The following is a 23,130-nucleotide window of genomic DNA, read 5'->3' as shown; positions in this document are numbered from 1 at the left end:
GACATGAGCGTCACACCAGATGACACCTGTCTCAGCGGTTGGACCACCTCGGCCGCGCCAGCCGGTTGTCGATGCGTGCGAGCACGGTGGCCGTTGCGATGCCGGCTCGGTCGAGTACCTCCACGGCCCGTGACTGCGGGTCGACGACGATCGCCGCGAGGAGGTCGATGCCGCGGGCCGGTTCGGCGCCGCGGGCGGCGGCACATTCACGGGCGTGGTCCATCGCGCCCGCGGCCAGCGGCGAGAAGCCCTCGGCCGCCGCGACCACAGGTACGGCGCCGGAGTCCTCGACGGAGCCCTGCCAGCGCAGGCCGTAACCGATGCTGCGCTGCACCAGGTAGCCGAGCAGCCGGGCGATCTCGGGCCCGTCGTCGAAGACGGCCCGCACCTCGGGGTCCTGCTCCAGGAGCGAGTGCAGCAGATGGGCCGTGTCGATCTGCCGGTCCCCGTCACGCACCGCACGGCGGCGGGCACCGGAGACCACCGCTGCCAGTTCGGCGCTGAGCCTGGCATCGTTGTCCACGCGGGGGCCGACTGCCTGCTCGCCGACCGACTGCCGGGGGATACGGGGTTGCACAACCCCCACCCCATCAATCTCCTCGCCTCCGGTCATCCCCGAGGGGGAGCATTTTCGCGTCCCACAGAGAGTGGACCCGACGGTGAGGAATCTCCTCCTTACGGATGAGATCTGGCCGTTCTGCCGACAGGGGCGCGCGCCGCCTTGCCATGCGCCCGGCGTGCAACCACAGCGCCCCGTCGCACGTCCAGGAAGTGCGTGGAGTGCGGGTGCTGGCTGGTGTCCCTGCCGGCCGTCGACGGCAAGCAGTACGTGTACCGGGTGGACGCCCCGGAGGACGCGCTGCCCGCCGACCTGTTCTGGGACGCCTGGCACTGCCACGACGAGAGCGCCCTCCCGCGCGCCTGGGATCTCTTCGACGCCGCGGTGATCCGCCGGGTCGGCTGACCGCTCGGGGGCGCACCGGAAACGCCCACATTTTCTGACGGTTCATCAGTATTGAATGTTCCAGGCCCTGCGGCTACGTTCCGCGACACCACAGCCCGACACGAAGAGGTGGTCGCATGCCCGAAATCAACGCGGAGGCACGGATCGAGGCGCCGGCCGAGAAGGTGTGGGCACAGCTGATGGACTGGCCCGCGTACGGCGAGTGGAACGCCACCCACACCAGCTTCCCGCAGGGCGGTCCGGCGGCGCTCGAAGTGGGCGGGACCTTCCAGGAGAACATGAAGCTGATGGGGTTCCCGGCCGAGGTCGAGTGGACCATCTCGGAACTGGAACCGGCCCGGGTGTTCGCCATCGAGGGCAAGGGCCCGATGGCGGTGAACGTGGCCACGCGCTACACCCTGACCCCCGACGGCGAGGCCACGAAGGTCCGTATCGACGGTGAGTTCACGGGCGCCGCGGTCACTTTGATGGCGGGCAGGCTGAAGGACTCGGGGACTGCGGCGTTGAACGAGTCGCTGCGCAAGCTGGCCGGGCTGGTGTCCTGACCGCCGGACACGGGAAGGCGCCCCGCGGAGTGCTCCGCGGGACGCCTTCGTCGCCGTAGGGACTGTCAGCCCTCGTCGGCGAGGATCAGATACAGCTTCTTGCGGGCTTCGTTGATGACCGTCAGCGCCTTCTCACGCTGCTCCTTGTCGCCGGTCTTCCAGACCTGGCCGAAGGCCTCCATCAGACCGAAGCCGGCCTGGCGGATCTCACCGAGCGCCTCGAAGTCGATACCGCGGGAGGCCTCCTCCCAGGGCGCATCCGGGCCCTCGTCGGCCGCGGCGCGGCCGGACTCGGTGAGCGAGAAGAGCTTCTTGCCACCCTCGCTCGCGCTGGTGATCAGGCCCTCGTCCTCCAGCAGCTGGAGAGTGGGGTACACCGAACCGGGGCTGGGCTTCCACGCCCCGCCGCTGCGCTCGGCGATCTCCTGGATCATCTCGTAACCGTGCATGGGCCGGTCCTTCAGCAGGGCCAGGATCGATGCCCGTACGTCACCGCGCCGCGCCCTGCCCCTCGGTCCGCCGCGCCCTCGTGGCCCCCAGGGGCCAGGGCCGAAGCCGGGTCCGCCGAAGCCGAAGCCGCCCGGACCGCCGCCGGGTCCACCCGGCCCGAAGGGGCCGAAGGCACCGCGCCGACCCTCGAAACCACCCCGCCCGCGAGGGCCGGGTCCACCGTGTCCACGTTCGTATCCATGGGAACGCATCACAATCACTCCATTCCATCGTTGATCTGTCGCGATGCTTCAACGATATATCGGAACCCTTCGCATGGCAAGACCCGTCGAAACACCTTGGTGGGCGCAAATCTCAGTTGAGCCCTGGATCCTGGCGCGTGAAGACTGTGCTGTCATGGCCATGCATGTCGACCAAGTGGACGTGACCACCGAGATCGTCGCGACCTTGATCCACGAACAGTTCCCTCAGTGGGGCGACAAGGCGGTCCGGCCCCTGTCGTCGACCGGGACGGTCAACGCCGTCTTCCGCATCGGGAACGACCTGGCCGCGCGTTTCCCCCTGCGGGTGACCGATGCCGCGGAGGCGTCGGCGGTTCTGGAACAGGAAGCCCGGGCGAGCGCTGAGCTGGCTCGGGTGTCCCGGTTCCCCGCCCCGCACCCCGTCGCCCTGGGAAAGCCGGGAGCGGGTTACCCCATGCCGTGGTCGGTACAGACCTGGCTGCCGGGAACGGTCGCCTCCGATGCAGACCCGAGCGGGTCGGACGCTTTCGCCGAGGACCTCGCGTTCTTCATCGCGGCCCTGCGGGAGGCCGACACGCAGGGCCGGCTCTTCAGCGGCGACAACCGCGGCGGCGTTCTCAGCCACCACGACGACTGGATGGCGAAGTGCTTCGAGGAGAGTGAGGGGCTGCTCGACGTGCCCCGGCTGCGCCGGCTGTGGAGCCACTTCCGGGAGTTGCCACGCACGGGTGCGGACGTGATGAGCCATGGCGACTTGATTCCCGGCAACGTACTGGTCGCGGGAGACCGGCTCGGCGGCGTACTCGACACCGGCGGCTTCGGCCCTGCCGACCCCGCGCTGGATCTCGTCAGCGCCTGGCACCTGTTGCAGCCGGGCCCGCGGGAAGTGCTGCGCCGGACACTGGGCTGCGACGACCTGGAGTGGGAACGCGGCAAGGCATGGGCGTTCGAGCAGGCGGTGGGTCTGGTCTGGTACTACGTCGAGAGCAATCCGGCGATGAGCAGACTGGGGCGCCGGACACTCGACCGCATTCTGGACTCGATGGAGTGATGACGCCCCAGTCGTAGGCCCGGCCCGGGTGAGGGCCGGGACCATGCGGCGCTCAATGGCCGCGGAACGCCTCCTCCAGCCACCAGGAACCGTGCTCGCGGGTCACCTTGGCGTCGATCAGCAGGGGTGCCGAGCGCGGTCCGGCGACCCAGTCCTGTACGGCCTTGAGGTCGGCGGGCGTGCGGACGGTGACCGCCTCGAAGCCGTAGCCGCGGGCCACGGCGGCGATGTCCGTCTCCGGGAAGGTGACCGTGTCCAGCGGGTAGCCGTCGGGGCCGAAGTGGTGCACCTCCGCTCCGTAGGCCTCGTCGTTGTGGACGACGACCACCATCGGCAGCCCGAGCCGGCGCACGGTGTCGAGTTCCACCGCGCTCATCAGCGCGCCGCCGTCGCCGAGAGCGGCCACCGGGAGCCGTCCCGGTTGGGCGAGGGCCGCGCCGATCGTGGTCGCGAGGCCCAGGCCGATCGACTGGAAGGCCTGGGTGAAGCAGAACCCCTGGTGGTCCGGCACCGAGAGATACGCGCTCGGGTAGCCCATGAAGTTGCCGGAGTCGACGCCGACGACCCGCTCGGCGGGGAGGATGTCGTCGAGCGCGATGCTCAGCGTGCGCGGGTCGATCCGCTCGCGGGTGCCCTCGTCCTCGTAGGGCACGTCCCGCCACCGGAGCCGTGCGCCGAGGGCCTCGGTGACGTCGGGCGTGCGGTAGCCGGTGCGGCTCTCGCCGCCGGCCTCCAGTGCCCGGCGGGCGGTGCGTTCCACGTCGCCGGTGACGCCCAGCGTGACCTCCCTGTGCGCGCCGAGCGCCGCCGGATCGTCGTCGACCTGGACGACGGTCGCGTCCGAGCCGATCAGACTGCCGTGCCGCATGGTCCACATGTTCAGCGCGCAGCCCCAGCCGACGATCAGGTCGGCGCCCCGGATCAGTTCGACCGCGAGGGGCGAGGCGAAGCCGCCGGAGACGTCGAGCGAGTAGGGGCTCGCGTGGAACAGGCCGCGGGCAACCGCGGAGGTCGCCAGGAGCGCGCCGTACCGGGCGGCCAGGGCGAGGAGCGCGTCGCGGCTGCCGGTGGTGCGCGCGCCCCGGCCGGCGACGAAGACCGGCCGCCGGGCCCCTTCCAGGGCCCGCACCAACTCCGCCACCCCGGACTCGGACGGCTCGACCGGTTCTCGTACGGGCATGGGGTGGGCGTCCAGGAGGGCCGCGTCGGGCACGTCGAGGGACTGCACCTCCAGCGGCAGGTTCAGCAGAACCGTGCGTCGCTCGTGCCGGGCCCGCTGGAGGGCCGCGCGGGCCTGTTCGACGGCGTCGTGCGCGGTCGTCACGCGCGCGGTGACGGCTCCGACGGAGTGCGCCAACAGCGCTTGGTCGATACGGAAGTTGGAGCGCTGCGCGGTCGCCTCGGCGGCCAGCACCAGCAGCGGGGTACGGCTCTTGGCGGCCTCGGTGATGCCGGTCAGGGCGTTGGTCAGGCCGGGGCCCTGGTGGACACTGAGCGCGGCGGCCGTCCCGCTCGTGCGCGCGTACGCGTCGGCCATGGTCGCCGCGCCGCCCTCGTGCCGTGCGGCGACGAACCGCGCGCCCGCCGCCACCATGGCGTTGGTCAGATGGAAGTTCCCCGAGCCGACCACGCCGAAGACCTGGTCGATCCCCGACGCGACCAGGGCCCGCCCGACGGCTTCGGCGACCTTCACGACCGCTCCACCAGGGCGAGGACGCGTGCGGGCGATCCGGAGCCGGAGACGATGGGCAGTGGTCCCGCGATGACGACGGCGCCGGTCGGGGGCAGGGAGGCGAGGTTCTGCAGCTGGGTCAGCCCGTACTTGTCGGCGCCCAGGAAGTAGGAGTGGCAGGGGAAGGCCGGATCGAAGGAGTGCGCCCGTCCCGCGTCCGTGCCCACCGTCTCCGTGCCGAGGCCGAGCACCGGGGTCTCCTCGGCGACCCAGCGGGCGCACTCCGCGGACAGGCCGGGGGTGTGCGGGCCGTTCTCGTCGGCGTTGAGGAACGCCTCCTGCGACTGCGAGCGGGCGTCCCAGCCGGTGCGCAGCAGCAGCCAACCCCCTTCAGGCAAGGGCCCGTTGTCGGCCTCCCAGGCCTTGACGTGGTCCACCTCGACCAGGAAGTCGGGGTCCTTGGCGGCGTGCTCGGAGAAGTCGAGTACGACCGCCGGGGCGATCAGCCGGCCCACCGGTACCGAGGCGACATCGGCGAGGTCCTTCCCGGTGACCCAGTGGACGGGTGCGTCGAAGTGGGTGCCGGTGTGTTCGCCGCTGCGGAAGTTGTTCCAGTACCAGGCCGGTCCCCGGTCGTCGTACCTGCTGATCTCTTCCAGCTCGAAGACCTGGGTCTGGCCGAACTGGGGCGGCAGTTGGATCACCGGTGTGGTCGACGACAGCGGCGAGGTGAGGTCGACGACTTCGATCGATCCCCCCTGGAGCCCGGCGAGCAGGGCGGAGAGCACGGACGGCTGTGGCATGACGGCCTCCTGGGCAAGGGCTGGACGGTCAACGACAGGGTGTCAGCCGAGGGCCGCTTCGCTAAGGCACGCGGCCCGGAAATCGGTCCACCGGCCCCGAATTGGCCTTGGTGGAAGACTCCACTCCGCCCTAGCGTCGAAGCCATGCGAATCCGAATCGTCGACGCCTTCACCGACCGCCCCTTCGCCGGCAACCCCGCCGGCGTCCTGCTCCTCGACGACTTCCCCGACGACGACCGGCTCCAGAAGATCGCCCTGGAGGTCAACCACGCCGAGACCGCGTTCGCACACCGGCTGCCCGAGGGCGGGGACGCCGACTGGGCGCTGCGCTGGTTCACGCCCGCGACCGAGGTCAACATGTGCGGGCACGCGACGCTGGCCACCGCCCATGTGCTGCACACGACCGGCGCTCACGAGGGCACGGTGCGGTTCGCCACCCGCAGCGGCGTCCTCGTCGCCACACCCCGGGAGGACGGCTCGATCACCCTGGACTTCCCGACGGCGCCGCTCACACCGGTCGAGGTCCCGGACGGCGTCGCCGAAGCGCTGGGCGCGGAGCCGCGCGCCGCCTTCGACACCGGCCCGAACGTCGGCGACCTGCTCCTCGAACTCGCCGCAGAGAAGACGGTCCACGCCCTCACCCCGGACCACAAGGCACTCGGCGCCTACTCCGAGCGCGGCATCATCGCCACCGCCCGCGCCGAGGACCTCACCCGGGGCTACGACTTCGTCTCCCGCTGCTTCTTCCCGAACGCCGGCATCGACGAGGACCCGGTCACCGGAAGCGCCCACACCGCCCTCGCGCCCTTCTGGTCCGAGCGGCTCGGCCGCACCGACCTCACCGGCCTGCAGGCCTCGCCCCGCTCCGGCCGTGTCCACACACAGCTGCGCGGCGACCGCACACTGCTGAGCGGACGCGCGGTCACGGTGATCGAGGGCGAGCTGCTCGCCTAGCGTGCCGGGCTGCCGGCGCTCAGGCCGTCGGCAGCCAGCCCACCTTCCCGGCCAGCAGCGCGTACCCCACGAACGCCCCGATGTCGAGCAGGGAATGCGCCACCACCAGGGGGCCGACGCGCCCCCAGCGCCGGTACAGGTACACGAACACCACACCCATCACCATGTTGCCGACGAAGCCGCCGATGCCCTGGTAGAGGTGGTACGAGCCGCGCAGTACGGAACTGGCCACCAGCGCGGTCCCCGGTGTCCAGCCCAACTGTCCGAGCCGGCGCAGCAGATAGCCGACGACGATGACCTCTTCGAGGATCGCGTTCTGCATCGCCGAGAGGACCAGCACGGGGTACTTCCACCACACGTCGGGCAGCGCCTCCGGCACCACCGTGAGGTTGGCGCCGAACCCGCGTGCGGCCAGGTAGAAGGCGATTCCGGTGCTGCCGATCACCGCCGCGACGCCGGCGCCCCGGCCGAGGTCGGGCCACGGCCGGGTGCGGTCGAAGCCGAGGGTGCGCAGGCCCTTGCCCTCGCGCAGCAGGAGGTGTGCGACGAGCGCGACGGGCACCAGGGCCGTGGCGATCCCGAACAGCTGCCAGGCCAGATCCAGCCAGGGGCGGCCCGGCGCGGCCGAGGCGTTGAGGGTGGCCGCCTGTTCCTTGAGCCCTCCTGGTTTCGTGACCGATCCGACAAAGCTGATCAGGGCGGACACACCACTCGCACCGAGCGAAAGCCCCAGAACGAGCAGCGTCTCGTCACGGAGGATCCGTCGCGAGGGCCGTTCCGGCGGAAAGGAATCGGCCACCGGGCCCGCCTCTGCCTGCACACCTGCCTCCAGTTGAGTAATCCAGCCTCATCCCCACCGCCACCCCGCTAAGGTCTCGAAAGAACTTACGAGGATCGTGCGCTGGGCCAGGGAGGGGCACCACCGTCATGGGACGTCACAGCTTGCCCGATCAGTATGGGGCGGGCGGCAGCGACCCCCGTCCACGGGCGCGGCGCCGCACGGTGGCGGTGGCCACGGTGCTCGTCCTCGCCGTCGCCGGCGGCACTGCGGGCGCGGTCAAGAGCGGCCTGCTGTCGTTCGGCTCTTCCTGCCAGGACAACCCGGTGCGCCTGAAGCTCACCGCCTCGCCCGACATCGCCCCTGCCCTCACGGACGCGGCCGAGCAGGCCCGGCGCAGCGACATCACCTCCGACGGACGCTGTCTCGCCGTCACGGTGACCGCGCGCGACTCGTACAAGGTCGCGGACGCGATCGCCGCGGGCAAGAAGCCGGACGCGCAGCTGTGGGTGCCGGACTCTCAGCTGTGGATCGACCGGATCACGGCGGACAACGGCCCGATCGACGTGACTCCGGTGGGCGCGGTCGCCTCGACGCCGATCGGGGTGGCCATGATGCCGGCGGCCGCCAAGTCGCTGGGGTGGCCGAAGAAGACGTACAGCTGGGTCGACCTGGTCGGCGCCGCCCTGCAGGACAAGTCGCTCAGGCTGGGCGCGGCCGACCCCGCGCGCAGCGCCACCGGGCTGCTCGCGCTCACCCAGCTCAGCACGGCCGCCGCCGGAATCAAGGGTGGCGACACCCAGGCGGCAGCCATGATGAAGACGCTGTCGCAGCGCACCTCGGACAGCGACAGCCAGGTCGTGGACACCCTGCCCCGCGACACCTCGGGCACCGAGCTGGGCAACCCGAAGCGCAACCAGGCGCTGGTGCTGTCCGAGCAGGCGGCGTACGCCTACAACTCCGCGGCCGGCGGCGGCAGCCTGGACATGTTCTACCCGAAGGACGGCTCGCCGCGGCTCGACTACCCGTTCGCGACGGTCGACGAGCTGACGACCGACGAGAGCCGGGCCGCGCTGCGGTTCGTCAACTACCTGCGGCAGCCGGCGCAGCTGCGGCTGCTGCAGAAGTACGGCTTCCGCACCTCCGACGAGGAGGCGCCCGAGGCGGTGGTCGCCGAGGCGGGCGGCAGCAGCCCCCAGCCGTACACCGAGCCCACGCCCCAGCCGGCCTCGGCCGCGGCTCTCCAGGAGACCCTCGGTACCTGGACGATCACCGTGCAGAGCGCCCGGCTCACCACGGTCGTGGACGCCTCCTCGTCCATGGCGCAGCCGGTGCCGGGAACCGGGCAGTCCCGCATGGACGTCACCAAGGGCTCGCTGCTGCGGGCCCTGGCCACCTTCACGCCCGAGGACGAGATCGGCCTGTGGGAGTTCTCCACGAAGCTGGACGGCGCCAGGGACTACCGCGTCCTGGTGCCGACCGAGCGCCTGGGCGACCAGAAGGGCGACGGAACCCAGCGCGACCGCCTCTCGGCGGCCTTCAACGCCCTCGAGCCGGTCCCGCACGGGGCGACCGGGCTCTACGACACCACGCTCGCCGCCTACAGGGCGGCGACCTCGTCCTACGCCATGGGAAAGTTCAACGCACTGGTCGTCCTGACCGACGGCGTCAACCAGGACCCGGGCAGCATCTCCCGCTCCGCACTCATCACCCAGCTGCAGAAACTCACCGACCCCGCCCGCCCGGTACCCCTCATCATGATCGCGGTGGGCCCCGACGCGGACCGCCAGGAGGCCGAACAGATAGCAGAGGCGACAGGCGGCTCGGGCCAGTCGGTGAGCAACCCGTCCCAGATCCAGTCGGTGATGCTGAAGGCGATCGTCGCAGCAGGTTCCAGGGGGGACGACTAGCGCCCCGAAGAGCTAGCCGAGCGGCACGGGCTCCGGCAGCCCGACGGGCCAGGTGTGCACCGGCTCCCCCACCCGCATCAGCTCGCTGTACCTCCGAGTCGTCGCCGCCAGCGCGGCATCCCGCGACAACCCGGCCTCCAGGGCCCGGTGGAACGTCGCCGCCTGCCACGTCGCACCGTTCACCCGGCGTCGGCAGCGCTCGTCGATGACGCCCAAGTAGAGGTCGCGGTCGGCGGGTTCGACCCCCCACGCGTCCAGCCCCGCCTCGGCGAGCGGCAGCAGTTCGTCGCGTACCAGGCTCACCGCGTCGACCTGCACGGTGCCGCCGTACCGGCCCCGCCGCGGCCACTCCAGGCGCGCGTCGATGCCATGCTTGCAGGCTGCGTCGAAGTTCGCGGCGGCCGCCTCGAAGGGCAGCCGGGTCCACACGGGCCGCGACTCCTCGGCGAGGGCGCGCACGAGACCGTAGTAGAAGGCCGCGTTGGCGATGACGTCGGTGACGGTGGGCCCGGCGGGCAGGACGCGGTTCTCGACGCGCAGATGCGGGACGCCGTCGGCGATGCCGTAGACCGGGCGGTTCCAGCGGTACACCGTGCCGTTGTGCAGGACGAGTTCGGCGAGTTTGGGGACGCCGCCTTCGTCGAGGACCCGCAGCGGGTCCTCCTCGTCCGAGATCGGCAGCAGGGCCGGGAAGAACCGCACGTTCTCCTCGAACAGGTCGTACGCCGAGGAGATCCAGCGCTCCCCGAACCAGGTGCGCGGGCGCACGCCCTGCGCCTGCAGCTCCGGCGGCCGGGTGTCGGTGGACTGCTGGAACAGCGGGGGCCTGGACTCGCGCCACAGTTCACGGCCGAACAGGAAGGGCGAGTTGGCGCCCACGGCGATCTGCGCGGCGGCGACGGCCTGCGCGGCGTTCCAGACGTCGGCGAAGCGGCCCGGAGTGACCTGGAGGTGCAGTTGTACGGAGGTGCAGGCGGCCTCTGGTGCTATCGACTTCGAGGTGCAGGTGAGGCGCTCCACGCCGTCGATGTCGAGGACGAAGTCCTCGCCTCGGGCGGCCACGATCTGGTCGTTGAGCAGCGCGTAGCGGTCCACGTCGGAGAGGTTGGAGGAGACCAGGTCGTCCCGGTCGAGGGTCGGCAGAATGCCGATCATCACGATTCCCGCGTCGAGTTCACCCGCTTTTCGGTGGGCATATGCCAGCGAGGTCGTGAGTTCCTCGGCGAGCCGGTCGAATACCCGGCCACCCAATCGATGTGGGGCAATGTTGACTTCCAGATTGAACATGGCGAGTTCTGTTTGGAAATCACGGCTTGCGATCCGCTCCAGAACCTGTGCATTGAGCATTTTCGGCATGCCGTCACCACCGGCGAGATTCAGTTCGATCTCCAGCCCCATGAGGTTCTTCGGGCGATCGAACCGCTTCTCGTCCAGGAGTCGCTCCAGCCCCGTCAGACACCTGCGGAGCTTGTCGCGGTAGTGCTGCCGATCGGACAGGTCGAACCGGCCTGCCACGACCTTCTCCCCCATCGAACGTCCCTCCTCGCGTGGGCGGCCCGAAGGACCGGCCGCCCGGTGTCGGGGTCACGTGGGATGATGCCCCGCCTCGGCGATCGATAACGTCCCCGCGGACGGACGTCGCCCGCTACTCTGATGCGCGTGACCGTTGGCACATTCACCGGGCATGGGGCACAGCGCAGTTTCGGGCCGGCGACGAACTCGTGAAAAACGCCGACGAGAATTGGCCGACCGCTCCCCGGCTATTTCACGAGGTCATCGGCGTAGGGCGGGACCGGAATCGGGATGATTCCTACGTATCGCCGACCGGATATGCCCTTGCCGAGTGCACCGGAAACGGCTAGACGAAACACGGTCTGAACACATGTCGTATAAACTCCGCGAACAAGACAGAGGGTCGGCGCCCGCGGTCATGGAACCTGCCGTCGAGGTGACGTGCGGCAGGCCTCAGCCACACTCCTCGTTCCCACGCCCCGGCCCCCGCCCCTCTGGCCACGTGAGCAGACAGCGCCGTCCGCCCCCGCCCTCGCGCCACCGTGCCTGTCGAATGAGAGGCGACCCACCATGCCGCTGCATGTCCCCCCGGCTCCCGCGCCCGCCCTTCGTACCGTCCTGACCGCGCTCGGTTCCCCCACCGCGGTCCGCGAGGCCCGAACTCCCTCCCTGCTGCGCTCCCAGGGCCCCGCCACCCCCGAACTCCCGCTGCCCGTACACGTACTGGACGAACTCAGCCCCGCGGGCGTGTCCGCCACCAGGCTGGCCGGGTGGCGCTTCCTGATCCGCTGCGGCGAGCGCTCGGTGGCCGCCGCCGACACCATGCTGACCCCCGACGGCTGGGCCTTCTCGCACTTCTTCGAGGGCCCCTACATCGCCTCCACCGAGCGCGCCCTGCGCCAGGCCGAGACGATGAGCCAGGCCTACCAGCCACGCCTTCTGTCGGTACCGAGCCTGTACATGCTCACCCTGTGGCTGCACGGCGACTGCACCGCGGACGGCGCCACCGGCCACCCCGCCGCCACGGATCTGCTGGTGCCGCTGGCGCCGGCGCCGCCCGGCATCGCCGCCCACCGCCCGCACCGCGTCGCCGAACTGCTCCCGGTGCTGACCCATCGGGCGACTCCCGTCCCGCTCTTGGGCTCGCCCGCCTGACCGCCTCTTGTCGCCACACCTTTCGTACCCCGCCCCGGAATTCCGGGGCGGGGTACGACGCTTTTCCGTCCGGAGATTCGCTCTTACGAGCAGTCAATTGCTCGTAAGAGCCCCACAGGGTGCTTGACCTGGAAGGACTAGCCCCATCCGGCCACCGAGAACCACCCGAAGTGACAGTACGGTTGGGCTGAACCGTCCGCACGGGGAATGCGTCCTCAACCTGTGAGAAGCGGTGCTGCGAAATCCCTGCGGATCGACGTCCGTGGGGCAACACTGGGACTGGACCGACTTATCACTACGGGGGGCGGCCATGAACGGAGCTTCAAGCCGCGGGACAGACAAGACAGCCATTTCACCCATCACGACAGAGCGAAAGATCCCATCAATGTGCCAGCACCAGCCACCGTGTCCGACAGCCCACTCCGCCGACCGGGAATCCGCCCGACTCGTGGCGCACCACCCGGAGCAGGGATGGAGCCTGCTGTGCAACGGCGTTCTGCTCTTCGAGGACACCGGTGAGCTCCTGCCCGACGGCCAGATCATCGCGCCGCACCGCCCGCTGGGCGCCGGCCAGGTGATGACGGCCGCCTGAGCGGCACCGGGCGGCGCGCCACACCGCCCGGAGACCTGAGGGGCCGGTCGCAAGGACACCCTGCGAACCGGCCCCGACGCATGTGCGGGGGCGATCACTGCGCGTAGTGGCGTGTGCCGGTCACGTCGACGGAGTGGGGAATTGACGACGGACGAGGCCAGGACCGAGGCACCGATCGAGGTTCGCGGCAGGGTCACGATCACGGAGATCGCCCGACGGGCCGGGGTCTCGTTGCCGACCGTGTCCCGGGTCGTCGACGGCCGCTCCGACGTCTCGCCGCGGACCCGCGCCCGTTCGAGGATCTGCTGCTGCGGCACGGCCACCGCAGGCGCGCCGTCGGCCGCGCACGCGGCGGGGTCGGCACCGTAGTGGCGCTGGTGGTGCGGCTGCAACGCACTCCTCGCCCTGCCCGAAACGCCGACGTCGACGACCGCCCGGAGGTGCGGTGGTCGGCCCCGCCGCTGGCCGGCATGGGCAAGCCGGCCGTCGGCACGGTGCTGTGCCCGGCCCGCGGTGAACAGCCCGGGGCTCACCACAGGTGGCGCTGGTGGTGCGGTCGAGCACGGCACCCCCGGCGCCCTGAGCCGGGGGTGCCGGACCCCGGCGGTGCTCCCCACTGCACCGCCGGGGCGGTCTCTACTTGCCGCCCAGCGCCCCTCTGATCGCGAAGTACGCGGGCTTGGGCTGCAGTTGCTCGTCCCACGGCAGCGCGGCGCCCTCACCGGGGAAGAACGCCGGGATCCAGGAGTACTTGTCGGTGTAGTCCCACACGGTGATGCCCACGCACCGCCGCACCGCGAGGCACGCCTCGGTCAGGTCCCGGTACCACTGGGCCTGCTGCGTCAGCTTCTCGTCGGTCGCGGGCAGGATCATCCGTACGTCGACCTCGGTGAGCGCGGTGTCGAGGCCGAGCCGCGAGAAGCGGCGCAGGTTGTCCTCCAGGGTCGTCGGATAGCCGTACTGGAGGGCCAGATGGGCCTGGAGTCCGATGCCGTCGAGCGGGACCTTCCGGGCCTTGAGGTCCTTCGCCAGCTGGTAGTAGGCGTCGCTCTTCGGGCCGACCGCCTCGATGTTGTAGTCGTTGAGGTAGAGCTTGGCGTGCGGGTCGGCCTGGTGGGCCCAGCGCAGGGCGTCGGCGATGTAGCCGGGGCCGAGCGTCTTGTACCAGAGGGTCTCGCGGTAGGTGCCGTCCTCGTTGAACGCCTCGTTGACGACGTCCCAGGAGTAGACCTTGCCGCGGTAGTGCCGTACCTCCGTCTGGATGTGCTTCTTCAGTACGGCCCTGAGCTCGTCCGCGGTCCATTGGCGGCCGGTGAGCCAGTCGGGCAGCTGGCTGTGCCAGACCAGGGTGTGGGCGCGGACCCGCTGGTGGTTCTTGCGGGCCAGGTCGACGATCTGGTCGCCGTTCGTCCAGTCGAAGACGCCCTGCTGGGGCTCGGTGGCGTACCACTTCATGCCGTTGCCGGGGGTGATCATGTCGAACTCGCTGCCGAGCAGGGCCGTGTAGGCGGTGTCGGTGAGCTCGGGGTTGTCGGTGGCGCTGCCGAAGTAGCGGCCGTGGCGCTGGGCCAGTTCCGCGAGCGTCGGCTGCTTGGGGCTCGCCTGGGCCGCGGGGCCGGTGGCGATCCCGGCGGCGACCAGGACGGCGGCGAGGCCGCCGGCGAGTCTGAGACGGGTGGTCTTGCGCATGGTGCGACTCCTCACGGTGTGGGGTGCGGGGCCGTACGGACGCCGGTGCGCCTCATCCCTTGGTGGCACCGGCGGTGAGGCCGCCGACGAGCTGCCGCTCGGCGACCGAGTAGAAGGCGAGGGCGGGAACCATCGCGAGGACGAGGTAGGCGAAGACGCGCGCGTACTCCGACGAGTACTGCCCCTGGAACTGCGCGACGCCGAGGGGCAGCGTCCACCACTTGGAGTCGGTGAACACCAGCAGCGGCAGCATGAAGTTGTTCCAGCTGGCGACCACGGCGAGGACCGAGACCGTGCCGAGCGCCGGCCGTGCCATCGGCAGCAGCACCCGCCAGAAGAACCCGAAGGCACTGCACCCGTCGAGGGTGGCCGCCTCCTCCAGCTCGCCCGGGATCTGCCGGAAGAAGCCGCGCAGGATGATGATCGTCATCGGCAGCGCGAAGGCCGCCTGCGGGAGGATCACACCGAGCGGGTTGTCCAGCAGGCCGAGATAACGCAGGAGGAGGAACAGCGGCAGGGCGGCCACCGCGAAGGGGAACATCAGCCCCATCGTGAAGAGGGTGAACAGCACCTCCCGGCCGCGGAAGGCGAACCGCGCGAAGGAGAAGGCCGCGAGCGCGGACACCGTGACCACCAGCAGCGTCGTCGCCACCGCGACCAGGGTGCTGTTGCCCAGCAGCCGCCAGAAGTCACCGCCGCCGAGGATGTCGGTGTAGTTGCCGGTCAGCCAGTGCTCGGGCAGCCCGAACGGGTTGCGGGACAGCTCGGCGGTCGATTTGAAGCCGGACAGCACGGCGTACAGCAGAGGTACGACCATCACCGCGCCGACGGCGACCAGGACGACGTGCAGCGGCAGCTTGCGCAGGGTCTTCACCTGCCGTCTCCCCTCATGTTCGTGGTGGCCCCTTCCAGGTCGCGGCGGAGCACGAACCGCTGGTAGCCGAGGGCGAAGACGAGGCAGATGCCGAACATGACCACGCTGATCGCGCTGGCGTAGCCGACCTGATAGCGCTTGAAGCCGTACTGGAACATGGTCACGGCCATCGTCTCGGAGTGGTGGTCGGGGCCGCCCTGGGTGATCACCCACACCAGGTCGAAGAGCTGGATGGCCCCGATGACGGAGAGGAAGACGCTGATGCGCAGGGTGGGCGCGAGCAGCGGCAGGGTGACGTTGCGGAACCGCTGCCAGGGCCCGGCGCCGTCGATCAGCGCCGCCTCCGTCAACTCCGCCGGGATGGACTGGAGTCCGGCCAGGTAGAGCATCATGTGGAAGCCGAAGTACTTCCAGGTCATGACCAGGAACAGGGTCGCCATGACGTAGGAGGGATCGGCGAACCACTCCCCGCCGAGGCCGTCGAGGCCCACGGCGCCCAGGACGTGGTCGGCGAGTCCGTCGCCCGGCGCGAAGACCATGCTGAACAGCACGCCGGTGATGGCCTCGGACAGGACGTAGGGCGCGAAGAACAGCATCCGGTACACGGCCCGGCCGCGCAGCCGCTGGTTGAGCGCCACGGCCATGGCGAGCGCGAACGGCAGCTGCAGCGCGAGCGACAGCACAACCAGGAGCAGGCAGCGCCACAGGTCGCCCAGGAAGACGTCGTCCTGGAAGAGCCGGGTGAAGTTGTCCGTGCCCGCGTAGTCGGAGGGCATTCCGAAGCCGCCCCACCGGAAGAAGGCCGTGTACAGGGCGAACAGCATGGGCAGCAGGACCAGCCCGATGAACAGCACCAGGGCGGGCACCTGGAAGCCGACCGCGGTCAGCCAGTTGAGCAGGCGCCGCCGGGCCCGCCCCCGCGCGAAGTCCGCGGCGGGAGGCGGGAGTTCGACGCTCGGTCCGCTCCGCTTGTCCGGAAGGAACGTGGAGGACGTGGAGGTCATCGCCGGTTACTGCTCTTCCTTCGCGGTCTTCGTGATCGACTGCGTGACCTGCTCGGGGGACTTGGAGCCCGCGATGAGCGCGGCGACGCTGTCGTTGACCTCCTGGCCGACGGCGGGGGCGTACGCCTGGTCGAGGAAGAGCTGGAAGCCGGTGGCGGACTTCAACTGCGCCTCCACGGCCTTGATGTTGGGGTCGGACAGGGCGCTCTCCGCAGCCGGGACGACCGGGATGGTGTTGGTCTTCTTGACCAGTTCGATGTCGGTGGCGTTGGAGGCGAAGAACTTCAGGAAGTCGACGGCCGCCTGCGGTGCGCCCTTGCGCAGGGCGTGTCCGCCGCCCCCGCCGAACACCTCGGTGATGGTGCCCTTTCCGCCCTCGACCGCGGGGAACGGGAAGAAGCCGAGGTCCTTGCCGAGTCCCTTGCCCTGGTCCGCCTGCACGCTCGGGGCCCACTGGCCCATCAGCTCCATGGCCGCCTTGCCGTTGCCGACGGTCGCGGCCTCTCCGGTGGGCGTGGAGTAGGCCGCGCCGAGGAACCCCTTCTGGAACGGCTGGAGTTGGACCAGGTCCTTCAGGTGCTGCCCCGCCTGGACGAACCCCGGCCCGGTGAAGTCCTTGGTGTCGCTGGCCTTCTGCAGCGCGTCGATGCCGGCGGTGCGCATCGAGAGATAGGCCCAGTAGTACATGCCGGGCCACTTCTCCTTGCCCGCGAGGGCGAGCGGCGTGATGCCCTTGTCCTTCAGCTTGCGCACCGCGTCGAGGAAGCCGCTCCAGGTGGTCGGAGGCGTGCTGATGCCTGCCTGCTTGAAGAGCGCCTTGTTGTACCAGAAGCCGACCATGCCGATGTCGAACGGGATCGCGTACGTCTTGTCGTCGAGGATGTACGGCTTCTTGGCGACCGGCAGCATGCCGTCGGCCCAGGGCTTGGTCTTGTCGGTGAGGTCCTCGACGAGCCCGGCGTCGACCTGCTGCTTGAGGACGCCGCCGCCCCAGGTGTGGAAGATGTCGGGGAGCTTCCCGGAGGCGGTCAGCGCCGTCATCTTCGACTTGTATGCGTCGTTCTCCAGTTGGACGATCTTCACCTTGACCTTGGGGTTCTGGGCCTCGAACTTCTTGGCCAGAGCGGCCCAGACGGTCTTCGCCGGCTCGGTGGTGGAGATGTTCCACCACTCGATGGTGGTCGTCCCGTCCGACGACCCTCCGTCCGAGTCTCCGCCGCATCCGCTCAGTGCCGTCATGCCCAGACCGGCCGCGGCGGAGGCCGCCAGGAAGCCGCGGCGGGACAGTGCCCGGTCGCCCATCATGCGCTCCTTGGGTAGGGACGGCGCGTCCACGACCGTCCGCTGGGACCGAAAGTTTCGGAGATGATCCAGAAAGCTGCGTTGTTGCCGCACCCTAGAGACAGCTCCCAAACGGTGGCAACCCCTTGTACGCGGTGAATCTGCGGGCAAGTCCTTTGACACTGCGCTGCATTGATCTCCGCCGCATGCGCTCCGTGCCCAGGAGGCACGAAACATTCGGCGCGCACGGCGAACCTTACGAAGCAACCGGGACCGTTCAGCGCGCGGTGCGGGCCGTTCCTGAATACATGCGTCCACCGACCACCGAAGGGGTAATCGCGAGGCGCTACTGATCACGCGTCCCTGTGATCCATATCACAGGGGAAGCGAAAGATGAGCACACCCACCTCGAACCCGGAACCCGTCGCCGAGTGTTCAACGCGGACCTGATCACCGACAAGCAGCCGGCCGCCGTGATCCTTCCCCTCGCCCTCTTCTACGGCGGGCTCGCCCAGCTGCTCGCCGGCATGGAGGAGTTCCGCAAGGGCAGCACCTTCGCCGCCCCCGCATGCGCCTCCTTCGACTCCTTCTGGCTGGCGTACGCGGCCTACGCGAAGTTCGTCGCGGGCACCCTGCCGGTCTCCACCGCGACATCCGCGATCGGCTGCCGTCGGCGGGGGTGGTCGCCGGAGCGGTTCATGGCGCCGGAAAGGATCAGTCGGTACTGGGTGTGACGGGACCCTTGCGGCCGTGCGAACGCCCGGGTCGCAGCCCACGCCGGTCAGAACAGGCGGAAGCGCAGACGGCAGATCACCGCGTCGGTCTCCTTGCGCACGGCATGGGCGACGACCGCGCCCCGCTGGTTCTGCAGCAGCCGCTGCCACAAAGGATCAGTCGGTACTGGGTGTGACGGGACCCTTGCGGCCGTGCGAACGCCCGGGTCGCAGCCCACGCCGGTCAGAACAGGCGGAAGCGCAGACGGCAGATCACCGCGTCGGTCTCCTTGCGCACGGCATGGGCGACGACCGCGCCCCGCTGGTTCTGCAGCAGCCGCTGCCACAGCCGCTCGGGCTCCGCCTCCGGGATCAGCACGGTGACCCGCGTGGCCGGCTCCGCCGCCGACACCTCGCGGACGTAGGCGGCGATGGGGCGGCCCAGACTGCGCCGCCCGCAGGTCAGCCGGACCAGGGGCACGCCAGGGTCCCACTGCGCCCAGGCCCGCTCCAGGGCGTGCAACTGCGCCCGGTCCTCGGGGTCGGGGTAGCAGACGGTGACCGCGCGGACCTCGTCGCCGAGGGAGGCCGCCGCCGTCAGGGCCTCCGAGGTGAGACGGGAGAGGGAGGACACCGGCACGATCACGACCGATCGGTCGCGGTGCGGGTGCTCGGGGATGCGGCCGAGGCCGAGCCGCTCGCCGATGCGGGCGTAGGCGCGGTGCACGGTCTCGAAGGCCGCGACCAGCAGGGGCAGGGCGATCACGATCAGCCAGGCGCCCTCCTCGAACTTCGACGCCGTGACGACGACCGCGGCGAGGCCGGTGAGGACGGCGCCGAACCCGTTGAGCAGCGCCTTGCCCCGCCGGCCCGGCCCGCGCTCCAGCCGCCAGTGCCGGACCATGCCGACCTGCGCGACGGTGAAGCCCACGAAGACGCCGATCGCGAACAGCGGCACCAGCGTGTTGGTGTCGCCGCCGGAGAAGACCAGCAGCGCGCCGGAGACGGCGGCCAGAGCCAGCACGCCGTGCCGGTGCACCTGGCGGTCGGCCCGCAGCGCGAAGACGTGCGGCGCGTAGTTGTCCCGGGCCAGCAGCTTCAGCAGCACCGGCAGACCGCCGAACGACGTGTTCGCGGACAGCGCCAGCAGGATCATCGTGGCGAACTGGATGACGTAGAACGCCCCGTTGTGGCCGAGCGAGGCGTCCGCGAGCTGGGCGAGGACGGTGACGCCCGCGACCGGCTGGAGGTGGAAGCGGGAGATCAGCGCCGCAAGCCCGATCAGCATCAGGCCGAGTACCGCGCCGAGGGCGACCTCCGCCCGCTGGGCGCGCCTGACGCGCGGGACACGGAAGGAGGGCACGGCGTTGGCGATGGCCTCGACACCGGTCAGGGCGCTGCAACCGGAAGCGAAGGCCTTCAGCAGCAGGAGGGCGCCCACGGTGGTGCCGTTGTCGGCGAGAGCCGAGGCGTGACCGGCCGCGGCGGCCGTGCTCACCGGCCCGGAGCGGAACAGGCCGACGACGATCAGCACGAGGATCGAGCCGACGAACACGACGGTCGGCACGATGAACGCCTTCGCGGACTCGACGATGCCACGCAGGTTGACCGCGGTGATGAGCAGGAGGACCAGCAGGCACAGCCACAGCCGGTCGCCGTACAGCGCGGGGAAGGCCGACGTCAGCGCCGCAACTCCCGCTGTGACGGCGACGGCGACGTTGAGCACGTAGTCCAGGACCAGCGAGGCCGCCGCCACCAGGCTGGTGCGCGCACCCAGATGCCTCTTGGCGACGCCGTACGAACCACCGCCGTCCGGGAAGGCCGCGATCACCTGCCGGTACGAGGCGACCAGCACCGCGAGCAGACCCGCGATGGCCAGCGTCACCGGCACGGTGAACCCCAGCCCGTGGGCGCCCGCCGCGGCCAGCACCAGCACGATCGCCTCCGGCCCGTACGCCACCGAAGCCACGGCGTCCAGTGAGAGGGCGGCGAGGCCGGTGACGGCGGTGAGCCGGTGCCGCTCGCCGGTATCGGGCGGCTCCTCACCGGCGGGAACGGCGCCGGATTCGGTGGTCAGTACGGACATGGGTGCGTGCTCCTCGGTGCGACCTGCGGGCGGGGCGGACGGCCGTGCGCGACCGTCGCCTCCGATGCACCAAGCCTGTGTCCCGGAGCGCCGGCCGCTGAGCCTCCCTTGCGCGTTCTTCGCGGCGAACACACCGTCTTTGACGCCTCCTTGATGCAGGTGTGACCCGGGCCACGGCAGACTCACGTTGCTGGGCCGTCAAGAAAGCCCGCGAGGCGTATGCGTCCCGTCAAGACCCGTTCCTCCGCGTGGCGGGGACTCCTACCGTCAGGCGTATGGGACACCACGACGACGCGCGAGGACACGGATCGAGCGCCTCCGAACCGGAGTCCGGCGCCGTGCTCCACGATCGCCGCTGGACAGGGGATCTGATCAGCGCGAGCCGCTGCGCCGTCGTACTCCTCGGCCTGCTGCTCCTGACCGACTGGAGTGCGGACACGCTGTCCCTGGGGCGCGCCGCGCTGTGGTCCGCGCTCGCGGTGCTGCTCTTCCTCCTGCTCTGCCCCGACCGCATCCGCGCCGGCGAGGGCTGGCTGACCTCACGGCGGCTGCTGCGCACCCGAAGGATCCGCACCGACCTGCTGGTCTCGGTGCGCTGCCTCGACGGGATCACCCGGCGGCTCGAGCTCCGGGACGCCCTCGGTGAGCGCGTCGAGCTCGATCCCCAGGTCCTGGTGGACAATCCCGACCTCTGGTACCGGCTCCACGAGGACGCCCGCGCGTCACTGGCCCTCGGCACCCTGCTGTGCGGGCCCGCCGCACTGGAGCGGATCTCGGAGCGGGTGGAGCGCGAGACGGCGGAGAGGGTGTTCAGGGTCTCCGACCTGAGGTGACGGTGTGCCGAGCGGGTCGGGTCGATGTGCGGCTTCGCCGCGGAGCGCGACCATCCGTGGCGATGCCCTCCACGAGAGCCGGCGCATCGCACAGCGCTCGGCCGGATCACCGCCGCCGGTCCGCGGGATGCGGCCGTACCCCCGTCATCAGGATGTCCAGGCCGCGCCGCGTCGTCGCCAGGACGACGCGGTCACCCGCCCGCAGGAGCCGTCCCTGCGCGGGACGCCAGTCGAAGCCCGTCCGGCCGGGATGCGGTCCGGTGAGGCCGTCCACGGCCTCCGCCGCGGGAAGCGGCCCGGCGGCGGCCCCGACGGCCAGCACCCGCCATGCGTTCTCCCGGAACGCCTCGTGGACGGAGCGTCCCTCCAGCTCGGGGTGCCCGGCCACGTCCACGCAGGTGAACAGCAGCGAGCCCCGCTCCACCGGCATCACCCCCAGCACATGGCGCCCCATCATCGCGGCGGCGAACGAGGGCGCAGCCAGCGCCGAAACGCTTCTGCTCCGGGTGAGGGCGTCCGGGTAGGAGGCGCGCAGGGTGCGCTGGACGGTGGCCGCGAAGGCGTCGTCGTACAGGCGGGTCACCACCCGCACGGCGGGGTTGGTCTCGCGCACGGCCATGACGATGTCGAGGTTCTGGCCGTCGTCACGGGTGAGGACGAGCAGCGAGCCGCTGTGCCGGACGCGGGCCAGTTCGAGCACACCGGGGGCCGTGGCGTCGTCCAGGATCAGCGGGATGCCGAGTTGGCGGGCTAGGGGGACGCCGCGGGCGCGCGGGTCGCGTTCGATGGCCACCACCTGGTGGTCGGTGGCGCGCAGCCGGTCCAGCACCCGGGTGCCGACCATCCCCAGACCGACCAGCACGATGTGGCCGTGCACGCCGTCGTCGGGCGGATGGCTCGCCGAGGCGGTGCGGAAGGCCTCGGTGGCGTTCATGGTCGCGGCGACCACGAGCGGGAGGACGGCCAACCCCACGAAGCCGGCCAGGAGTTGGAGCACCCGCCGGGCGACCGACTCCTCGGTGGCCGGGTCTCCCATGGTGAAGATGTCCAGCAGCGGCAGATAGAAGTTCTTCCACCACGGATGCTCGTCGGCGAAGAGCGCGGTGGCGGTCGCCAGCGCGAGGACGACCGCCGTCAACGCTCCGTAGACGGCGGCGAGTTGGTGCGAGAGGAACACGGCAGATGCGCGAGCCGTGCCCGAAGCCACCGCCGGGGATGCAGGCGCCGGGGGCGGGCGGTCGCCTCGGAGGCGTGGTGGGTGACCTCCTCCAGCATCAGCCGGCCGTGCGTGGACTGCCGGTGGTGGGCGGTCCGGCTGTCGGGCAGCAACTGGGTGCCCTCCTCACCGGGCGTCTCGGCGCTGTCCTGGCTGGCCGGGTCGTCCTGGTGGGCCCCGGACAGGACGGCCAGGGTGGCCAGGTCGGTGACGTTCGACGGGGACCCCGCGGGCCGTACGACACCGCGGAACACCTTGCCCTCGACCTGGAGGGTGTGCCCGTGGCCGACGGCGGCCGCCGCCACCAGCTCCGGTACGGCGGTGTCGGCGTCGGAGAGCACCGTGGTGGAGGTGTCCTGGGCGGGGTCCTCGCACAGCCCCGCCGCCCGGTCCAGCAGCCGCTCCAGATGGCGGCCGCGCTCGCGGTCGAACATGCGGATGACCAGCCGCACCGAGGGGTTGATGGTCCGGGCGAGCAGCGCCGCGGTCATGTTGACCTGGTCGTCCCGGTAGGTCAGGGCGAGCGCGGCGGCCCGCTCGACACCCGCCGCCAGCAGGGCCCGCTCGTCGGGGCGGACGGAGAGGTGCAGCTCGACCGGGGAGTGCGGGTCGTCGTGCAGCGCCGCGATCTCCGCGCCGCGCTCGTCGCTCGCGGAGGGCAGCACGACGGTGACGATCTCGCCGCACACGGCGTCCAGTTCGACGGCGAGCCGGTGCGCAAGAGCGTCGTCGCCGCAGATCACCATGTGCTGCGATCTCTGGCCGGGTGGTGTGCGGAGAGGGGGAGTCGACGTCACACCAGGCAG

General features: G+C 70.7%; 22 protein-coding genes and 1 pseudogene. 10 read left to right on the top strand and 13 right to left on the bottom strand.

The window, feature by feature from the left end:
* Positions 1-31: 31 nt before the first annotated feature.
* Positions 32-577 carry a Clp protease N-terminal domain-containing protein gene (locus ACIBW9_RS07405; RefSeq protein WP_398953925.1) on the bottom strand — a complete coding sequence of 182 codons (546 nt, stop codon included), beginning with the start codon at positions 575-577 and terminating at the stop codon, positions 32-34.
* 219 nt (positions 578-796) lie between these two features.
* Between ACIBW9_RS07405 and ACIBW9_RS07400 the strand changes: the two genes are divergently transcribed.
* The gene (locus ACIBW9_RS07400; RefSeq protein ID WP_398952215.1) at positions 797-964 is read left to right on the top strand and encodes a hypothetical protein; all 168 of its coding nucleotides are present in this window, start codon (positions 797-799) and stop codon (positions 962-964) included.
* A 116-nt stretch (positions 965-1,080) separates the two neighbouring features.
* Positions 1,081-1,509 (top strand): SRPBCC family protein, encoded by a 429-nt coding sequence (locus tag ACIBW9_RS07395; RefSeq protein ID WP_398952213.1) that lies wholly within the window; start codon positions 1,081-1,083, stop codon positions 1,507-1,509.
* A gap of 65 nt (positions 1,510-1,574) precedes the next feature.
* On the opposite strand, the gene ACIBW9_RS07390 is transcribed toward ACIBW9_RS07395, so the two are convergent.
* A complete protein-coding gene (locus ACIBW9_RS07390) occupies positions 1,575-2,210 on the bottom strand; it encodes a PadR family transcriptional regulator (RefSeq protein WP_398952211.1) in 636 nt (211 codons plus the stop codon).
* A gap of 145 nt (positions 2,211-2,355) precedes the next feature.
* Here ACIBW9_RS07390 and ACIBW9_RS07385 point away from each other — a divergent pair, with 145 nt between their 5' ends.
* Positions 2,356-3,252, top strand: a complete 897-nt coding sequence (locus ACIBW9_RS07385) for an aminoglycoside phosphotransferase family protein (protein ID WP_398952209.1) — start codon at positions 2,356-2,358, stop codon at positions 3,250-3,252.
* A gap of 52 nt (positions 3,253-3,304) precedes the next feature.
* Here the strand turns inward: ACIBW9_RS07385 and ACIBW9_RS07380 are convergent, their stop codons facing one another.
* The gene (locus ACIBW9_RS07380; protein WP_398952207.1) at positions 3,305-4,945 is read right to left on the bottom strand and encodes a thiamine pyrophosphate-binding protein; all 1,641 of its coding nucleotides are present in this window, start codon (positions 4,943-4,945) and stop codon (positions 3,305-3,307) included.
* Positions 4,942-5,727: a cyclase family protein gene (locus ACIBW9_RS07375; protein ID WP_398952205.1), complete on the bottom strand. Its 786-nt coding sequence runs from the start codon at positions 5,725-5,727 to the stop codon at positions 4,942-4,944. The genes ACIBW9_RS07380 and ACIBW9_RS07375 overlap by 4 nt, the downstream gene beginning before the upstream one ends.
* 144 nt (positions 5,728-5,871) lie before the next feature.
* Between ACIBW9_RS07375 and ACIBW9_RS07370 the strand changes: the two genes are divergently transcribed.
* Positions 5,872-6,681: a PhzF family phenazine biosynthesis protein gene (locus ACIBW9_RS07370; protein ID WP_398952203.1), complete on the top strand. Its 810-nt coding sequence runs from the start codon at positions 5,872-5,874 to the stop codon at positions 6,679-6,681.
* Between the two features lie 19 nt (positions 6,682-6,700).
* Here the strand turns inward: ACIBW9_RS07370 and ACIBW9_RS07365 are convergent, their stop codons facing one another.
* Positions 6,701-7,501: a CPBP family intramembrane glutamic endopeptidase gene (locus tag ACIBW9_RS07365; RefSeq protein WP_398952201.1), complete on the bottom strand. Its 801-nt coding sequence runs from the start codon at positions 7,499-7,501 to the stop codon at positions 6,701-6,703.
* Between the two features lie 107 nt (positions 7,502-7,608).
* Between ACIBW9_RS07365 and ACIBW9_RS07360 the strand changes: the two genes are divergently transcribed.
* Positions 7,609-9,369, top strand: coding sequence for a substrate-binding and VWA domain-containing protein (locus ACIBW9_RS07360; protein WP_398952199.1), 1,761 nt, complete (start codon positions 7,609-7,611; stop codon positions 9,367-9,369).
* A gap of 12 nt (positions 9,370-9,381) precedes the next feature.
* Here the strand turns inward: ACIBW9_RS07360 and ACIBW9_RS07355 are convergent, their stop codons facing one another.
* Entirely contained in the window at positions 9,382-10,899 is a 1,518-nt protein-coding gene (locus ACIBW9_RS07355) for a glutamate-cysteine ligase family protein (RefSeq protein ID WP_398952197.1), read from the bottom strand.
* Positions 10,900-11,451: 552 nt separating this feature from the next.
* On the opposite strand from ACIBW9_RS07355, the gene ACIBW9_RS07350 reads away from it, so the two are divergent.
* From ACIBW9_RS07350 to ACIBW9_RS07340, 3 genes and pseudogenes are all read left to right on the top strand, one after another.
* A complete protein-coding gene (locus ACIBW9_RS07350; RefSeq protein ID WP_398952195.1) occupies positions 11,452-12,036 on the top strand; it encodes a hypothetical protein in 585 nt (194 codons plus the stop codon).
* Positions 12,037-12,421: 385 nt separating this feature from the next.
* Positions 12,422-12,628: a DUF5999 family protein gene (locus ACIBW9_RS07345; RefSeq protein ID WP_115913979.1), complete on the top strand. Its 207-nt coding sequence runs from the start codon at positions 12,422-12,424 to the stop codon at positions 12,626-12,628.
* A gap of 141 nt (positions 12,629-12,769) precedes the next feature.
* A pseudogene (locus tag ACIBW9_RS07340) lies at positions 12,770-12,963 on the top strand (LacI family DNA-binding transcriptional regulator); the annotation flags it as partial.
* Positions 12,964-13,264: 301 nt separating this feature from the next.
* Here ACIBW9_RS07340 and ACIBW9_RS07335 read toward each other — a convergent pair.
* From ACIBW9_RS07335 to ACIBW9_RS07320, 4 genes are read right to left on the bottom strand one after another with little or no spacing between them, the layout of a single operon-like run.
* Complete coding sequence (locus ACIBW9_RS07335) at positions 13,265-14,317, bottom strand: endo-1,4-beta-xylanase (RefSeq protein ID WP_398952193.1); 1,053 nt, start codon at positions 14,315-14,317, stop codon at positions 13,265-13,267.
* 52 nt (positions 14,318-14,369) lie between these two features.
* Positions 14,370-15,134 (bottom strand): carbohydrate ABC transporter permease, encoded by a 765-nt coding sequence (locus ACIBW9_RS07330; protein WP_398953923.1) that lies wholly within the window; start codon positions 15,132-15,134, stop codon positions 14,370-14,372.
* 53 nt (positions 15,135-15,187) lie between these two features.
* The gene (locus ACIBW9_RS07325; RefSeq protein ID WP_398952191.1) at positions 15,188-16,195 is read right to left on the bottom strand and encodes a carbohydrate ABC transporter permease; all 1,008 of its coding nucleotides are present in this window, start codon (positions 16,193-16,195) and stop codon (positions 15,188-15,190) included.
* A gap of 6 nt (positions 16,196-16,201) precedes the next feature.
* The gene (locus ACIBW9_RS07320) at positions 16,202-17,497 is read right to left on the bottom strand and encodes an extracellular solute-binding protein (RefSeq protein ID WP_398952189.1); all 1,296 of its coding nucleotides are present in this window, start codon (positions 17,495-17,497) and stop codon (positions 16,202-16,204) included.
* A gap of 410 nt (positions 17,498-17,907) precedes the next feature.
* Between ACIBW9_RS07320 and ACIBW9_RS07315 the strand changes: the two genes are divergently transcribed.
* Positions 17,908-18,210: a GPR1/FUN34/YaaH family transporter gene (locus ACIBW9_RS07315; protein WP_398952187.1), complete on the top strand. Its 303-nt coding sequence runs from the start codon at positions 17,908-17,910 to the stop codon at positions 18,208-18,210.
* A 223-nt stretch (positions 18,211-18,433) separates the two neighbouring features.
* On the opposite strand, the gene ACIBW9_RS07310 is transcribed toward ACIBW9_RS07315, so the two are convergent.
* Positions 18,434-20,275 (bottom strand): APC family permease, encoded by a 1,842-nt coding sequence (locus ACIBW9_RS07310; protein WP_398952185.1) that lies wholly within the window; start codon positions 20,273-20,275, stop codon positions 18,434-18,436.
* A 275-nt stretch (positions 20,276-20,550) separates the two neighbouring features.
* Between ACIBW9_RS07310 and ACIBW9_RS07305 the strand changes: the two genes are divergently transcribed.
* Complete coding sequence (locus tag ACIBW9_RS07305; RefSeq protein WP_398952183.1) at positions 20,551-21,108, top strand: hypothetical protein; 558 nt, start codon at positions 20,551-20,553, stop codon at positions 21,106-21,108.
* 106 nt (positions 21,109-21,214) lie between these two features.
* On the opposite strand, the gene ACIBW9_RS07300 is transcribed toward ACIBW9_RS07305, so the two are convergent.
* Positions 21,215-22,285 (bottom strand): NAD-binding protein, encoded by a 1,071-nt coding sequence (locus ACIBW9_RS07300; protein WP_398952182.1) that lies wholly within the window; start codon positions 22,283-22,285, stop codon positions 21,215-21,217.
* A complete protein-coding gene (locus tag ACIBW9_RS07295; RefSeq protein WP_398952180.1) occupies positions 22,243-23,070 on the bottom strand; it encodes an NAD-binding protein in 828 nt (275 codons plus the stop codon). Before ACIBW9_RS07295 ends, ACIBW9_RS07300 begins: the two co-directional genes overlap by 43 nt.
* Positions 23,071-23,130 lie beyond the last annotated feature (60 nt).

Source organism: Streptomyces sp. NPDC049541 (genome assembly GCF_044465725.1).
GTDB lineage: Bacteria > Actinomycetota > Actinomycetes > Streptomycetales > Streptomycetaceae > Streptomyces.
Note: the sequence above shows the minus strand (reverse complement) of the source record. Positions and strands in the feature narration are given on the sequence as shown.

Excerpts from the sequence above, each read along its gene's own strand:
- ACIBW9_RS07395 (WP_398952213.1), top strand. The coding sequence starts at position 1,081 with ATGCCCGAAATCAACGCGGAGGCACGGATCGAGGCGCCGGCCGAGAAG.
- ACIBW9_RS07390 (WP_398952211.1), bottom strand. The coding sequence starts at position 2,210 with ATGCGTTCCCATGGATACGAACGTGGACACGGTGGACCCGGCCCTCGC.
- ACIBW9_RS07385 (WP_398952209.1), top strand. The coding sequence starts at position 2,356 with ATGGCCATGCATGTCGACCAAGTGGACGTGACCACCGAGATCGTCGCG.
- ACIBW9_RS07375 (WP_398952205.1), bottom strand. The coding sequence starts at position 5,727 with ATGCCACAGCCGTCCGTGCTCTCCGCCCTGCTCGCCGGGCTCCAGGGG.
- ACIBW9_RS07370 (WP_398952203.1), top strand. The coding sequence starts at position 5,872 with ATGCGAATCCGAATCGTCGACGCCTTCACCGACCGCCCCTTCGCCGGC.
- ACIBW9_RS07360 (WP_398952199.1), top strand. The coding sequence starts at position 7,609 with ATGGGACGTCACAGCTTGCCCGATCAGTATGGGGCGGGCGGCAGCGAC.
- ACIBW9_RS07355 (WP_398952197.1), bottom strand. The coding sequence starts at position 10,899 with ATGGGGGAGAAGGTCGTGGCAGGCCGGTTCGACCTGTCCGATCGGCAG.
- ACIBW9_RS07350 (WP_398952195.1), top strand. The coding sequence starts at position 11,452 with ATGCCGCTGCATGTCCCCCCGGCTCCCGCGCCCGCCCTTCGTACCGTC.
- ACIBW9_RS07345 (WP_115913979.1), top strand. The coding sequence starts at position 12,422 with ATGTGCCAGCACCAGCCACCGTGTCCGACAGCCCACTCCGCCGACCGG.
- ACIBW9_RS07335 (WP_398952193.1), bottom strand. The coding sequence starts at position 14,317 with ATGCGCAAGACCACCCGTCTCAGACTCGCCGGCGGCCTCGCCGCCGTC.
- ACIBW9_RS07330 (WP_398953923.1), bottom strand. The coding sequence starts at position 15,134 with ATGGTCGTACCTCTGCTGTACGCCGTGCTGTCCGGCTTCAAATCGACC.
- ACIBW9_RS07325 (WP_398952191.1), bottom strand. The coding sequence starts at position 16,195 with ATGACCTCCACGTCCTCCACGTTCCTTCCGGACAAGCGGAGCGGACCG.
- ACIBW9_RS07320 (WP_398952189.1), bottom strand. The coding sequence starts at position 17,497 with ATGGGCGACCGGGCACTGTCCCGCCGCGGCTTCCTGGCGGCCTCCGCC.
- ACIBW9_RS07310 (WP_398952185.1), bottom strand. The coding sequence starts at position 20,275 with ATGTCCGTACTGACCACCGAATCCGGCGCCGTTCCCGCCGGTGAGGAG.
- ACIBW9_RS07305 (WP_398952183.1), top strand. The coding sequence starts at position 20,551 with ATGGGACACCACGACGACGCGCGAGGACACGGATCGAGCGCCTCCGAA.
- ACIBW9_RS07295 (WP_398952180.1), bottom strand. The coding sequence starts at position 23,070 with ATGGTGATCTGCGGCGACGACGCTCTTGCGCACCGGCTCGCCGTCGAA.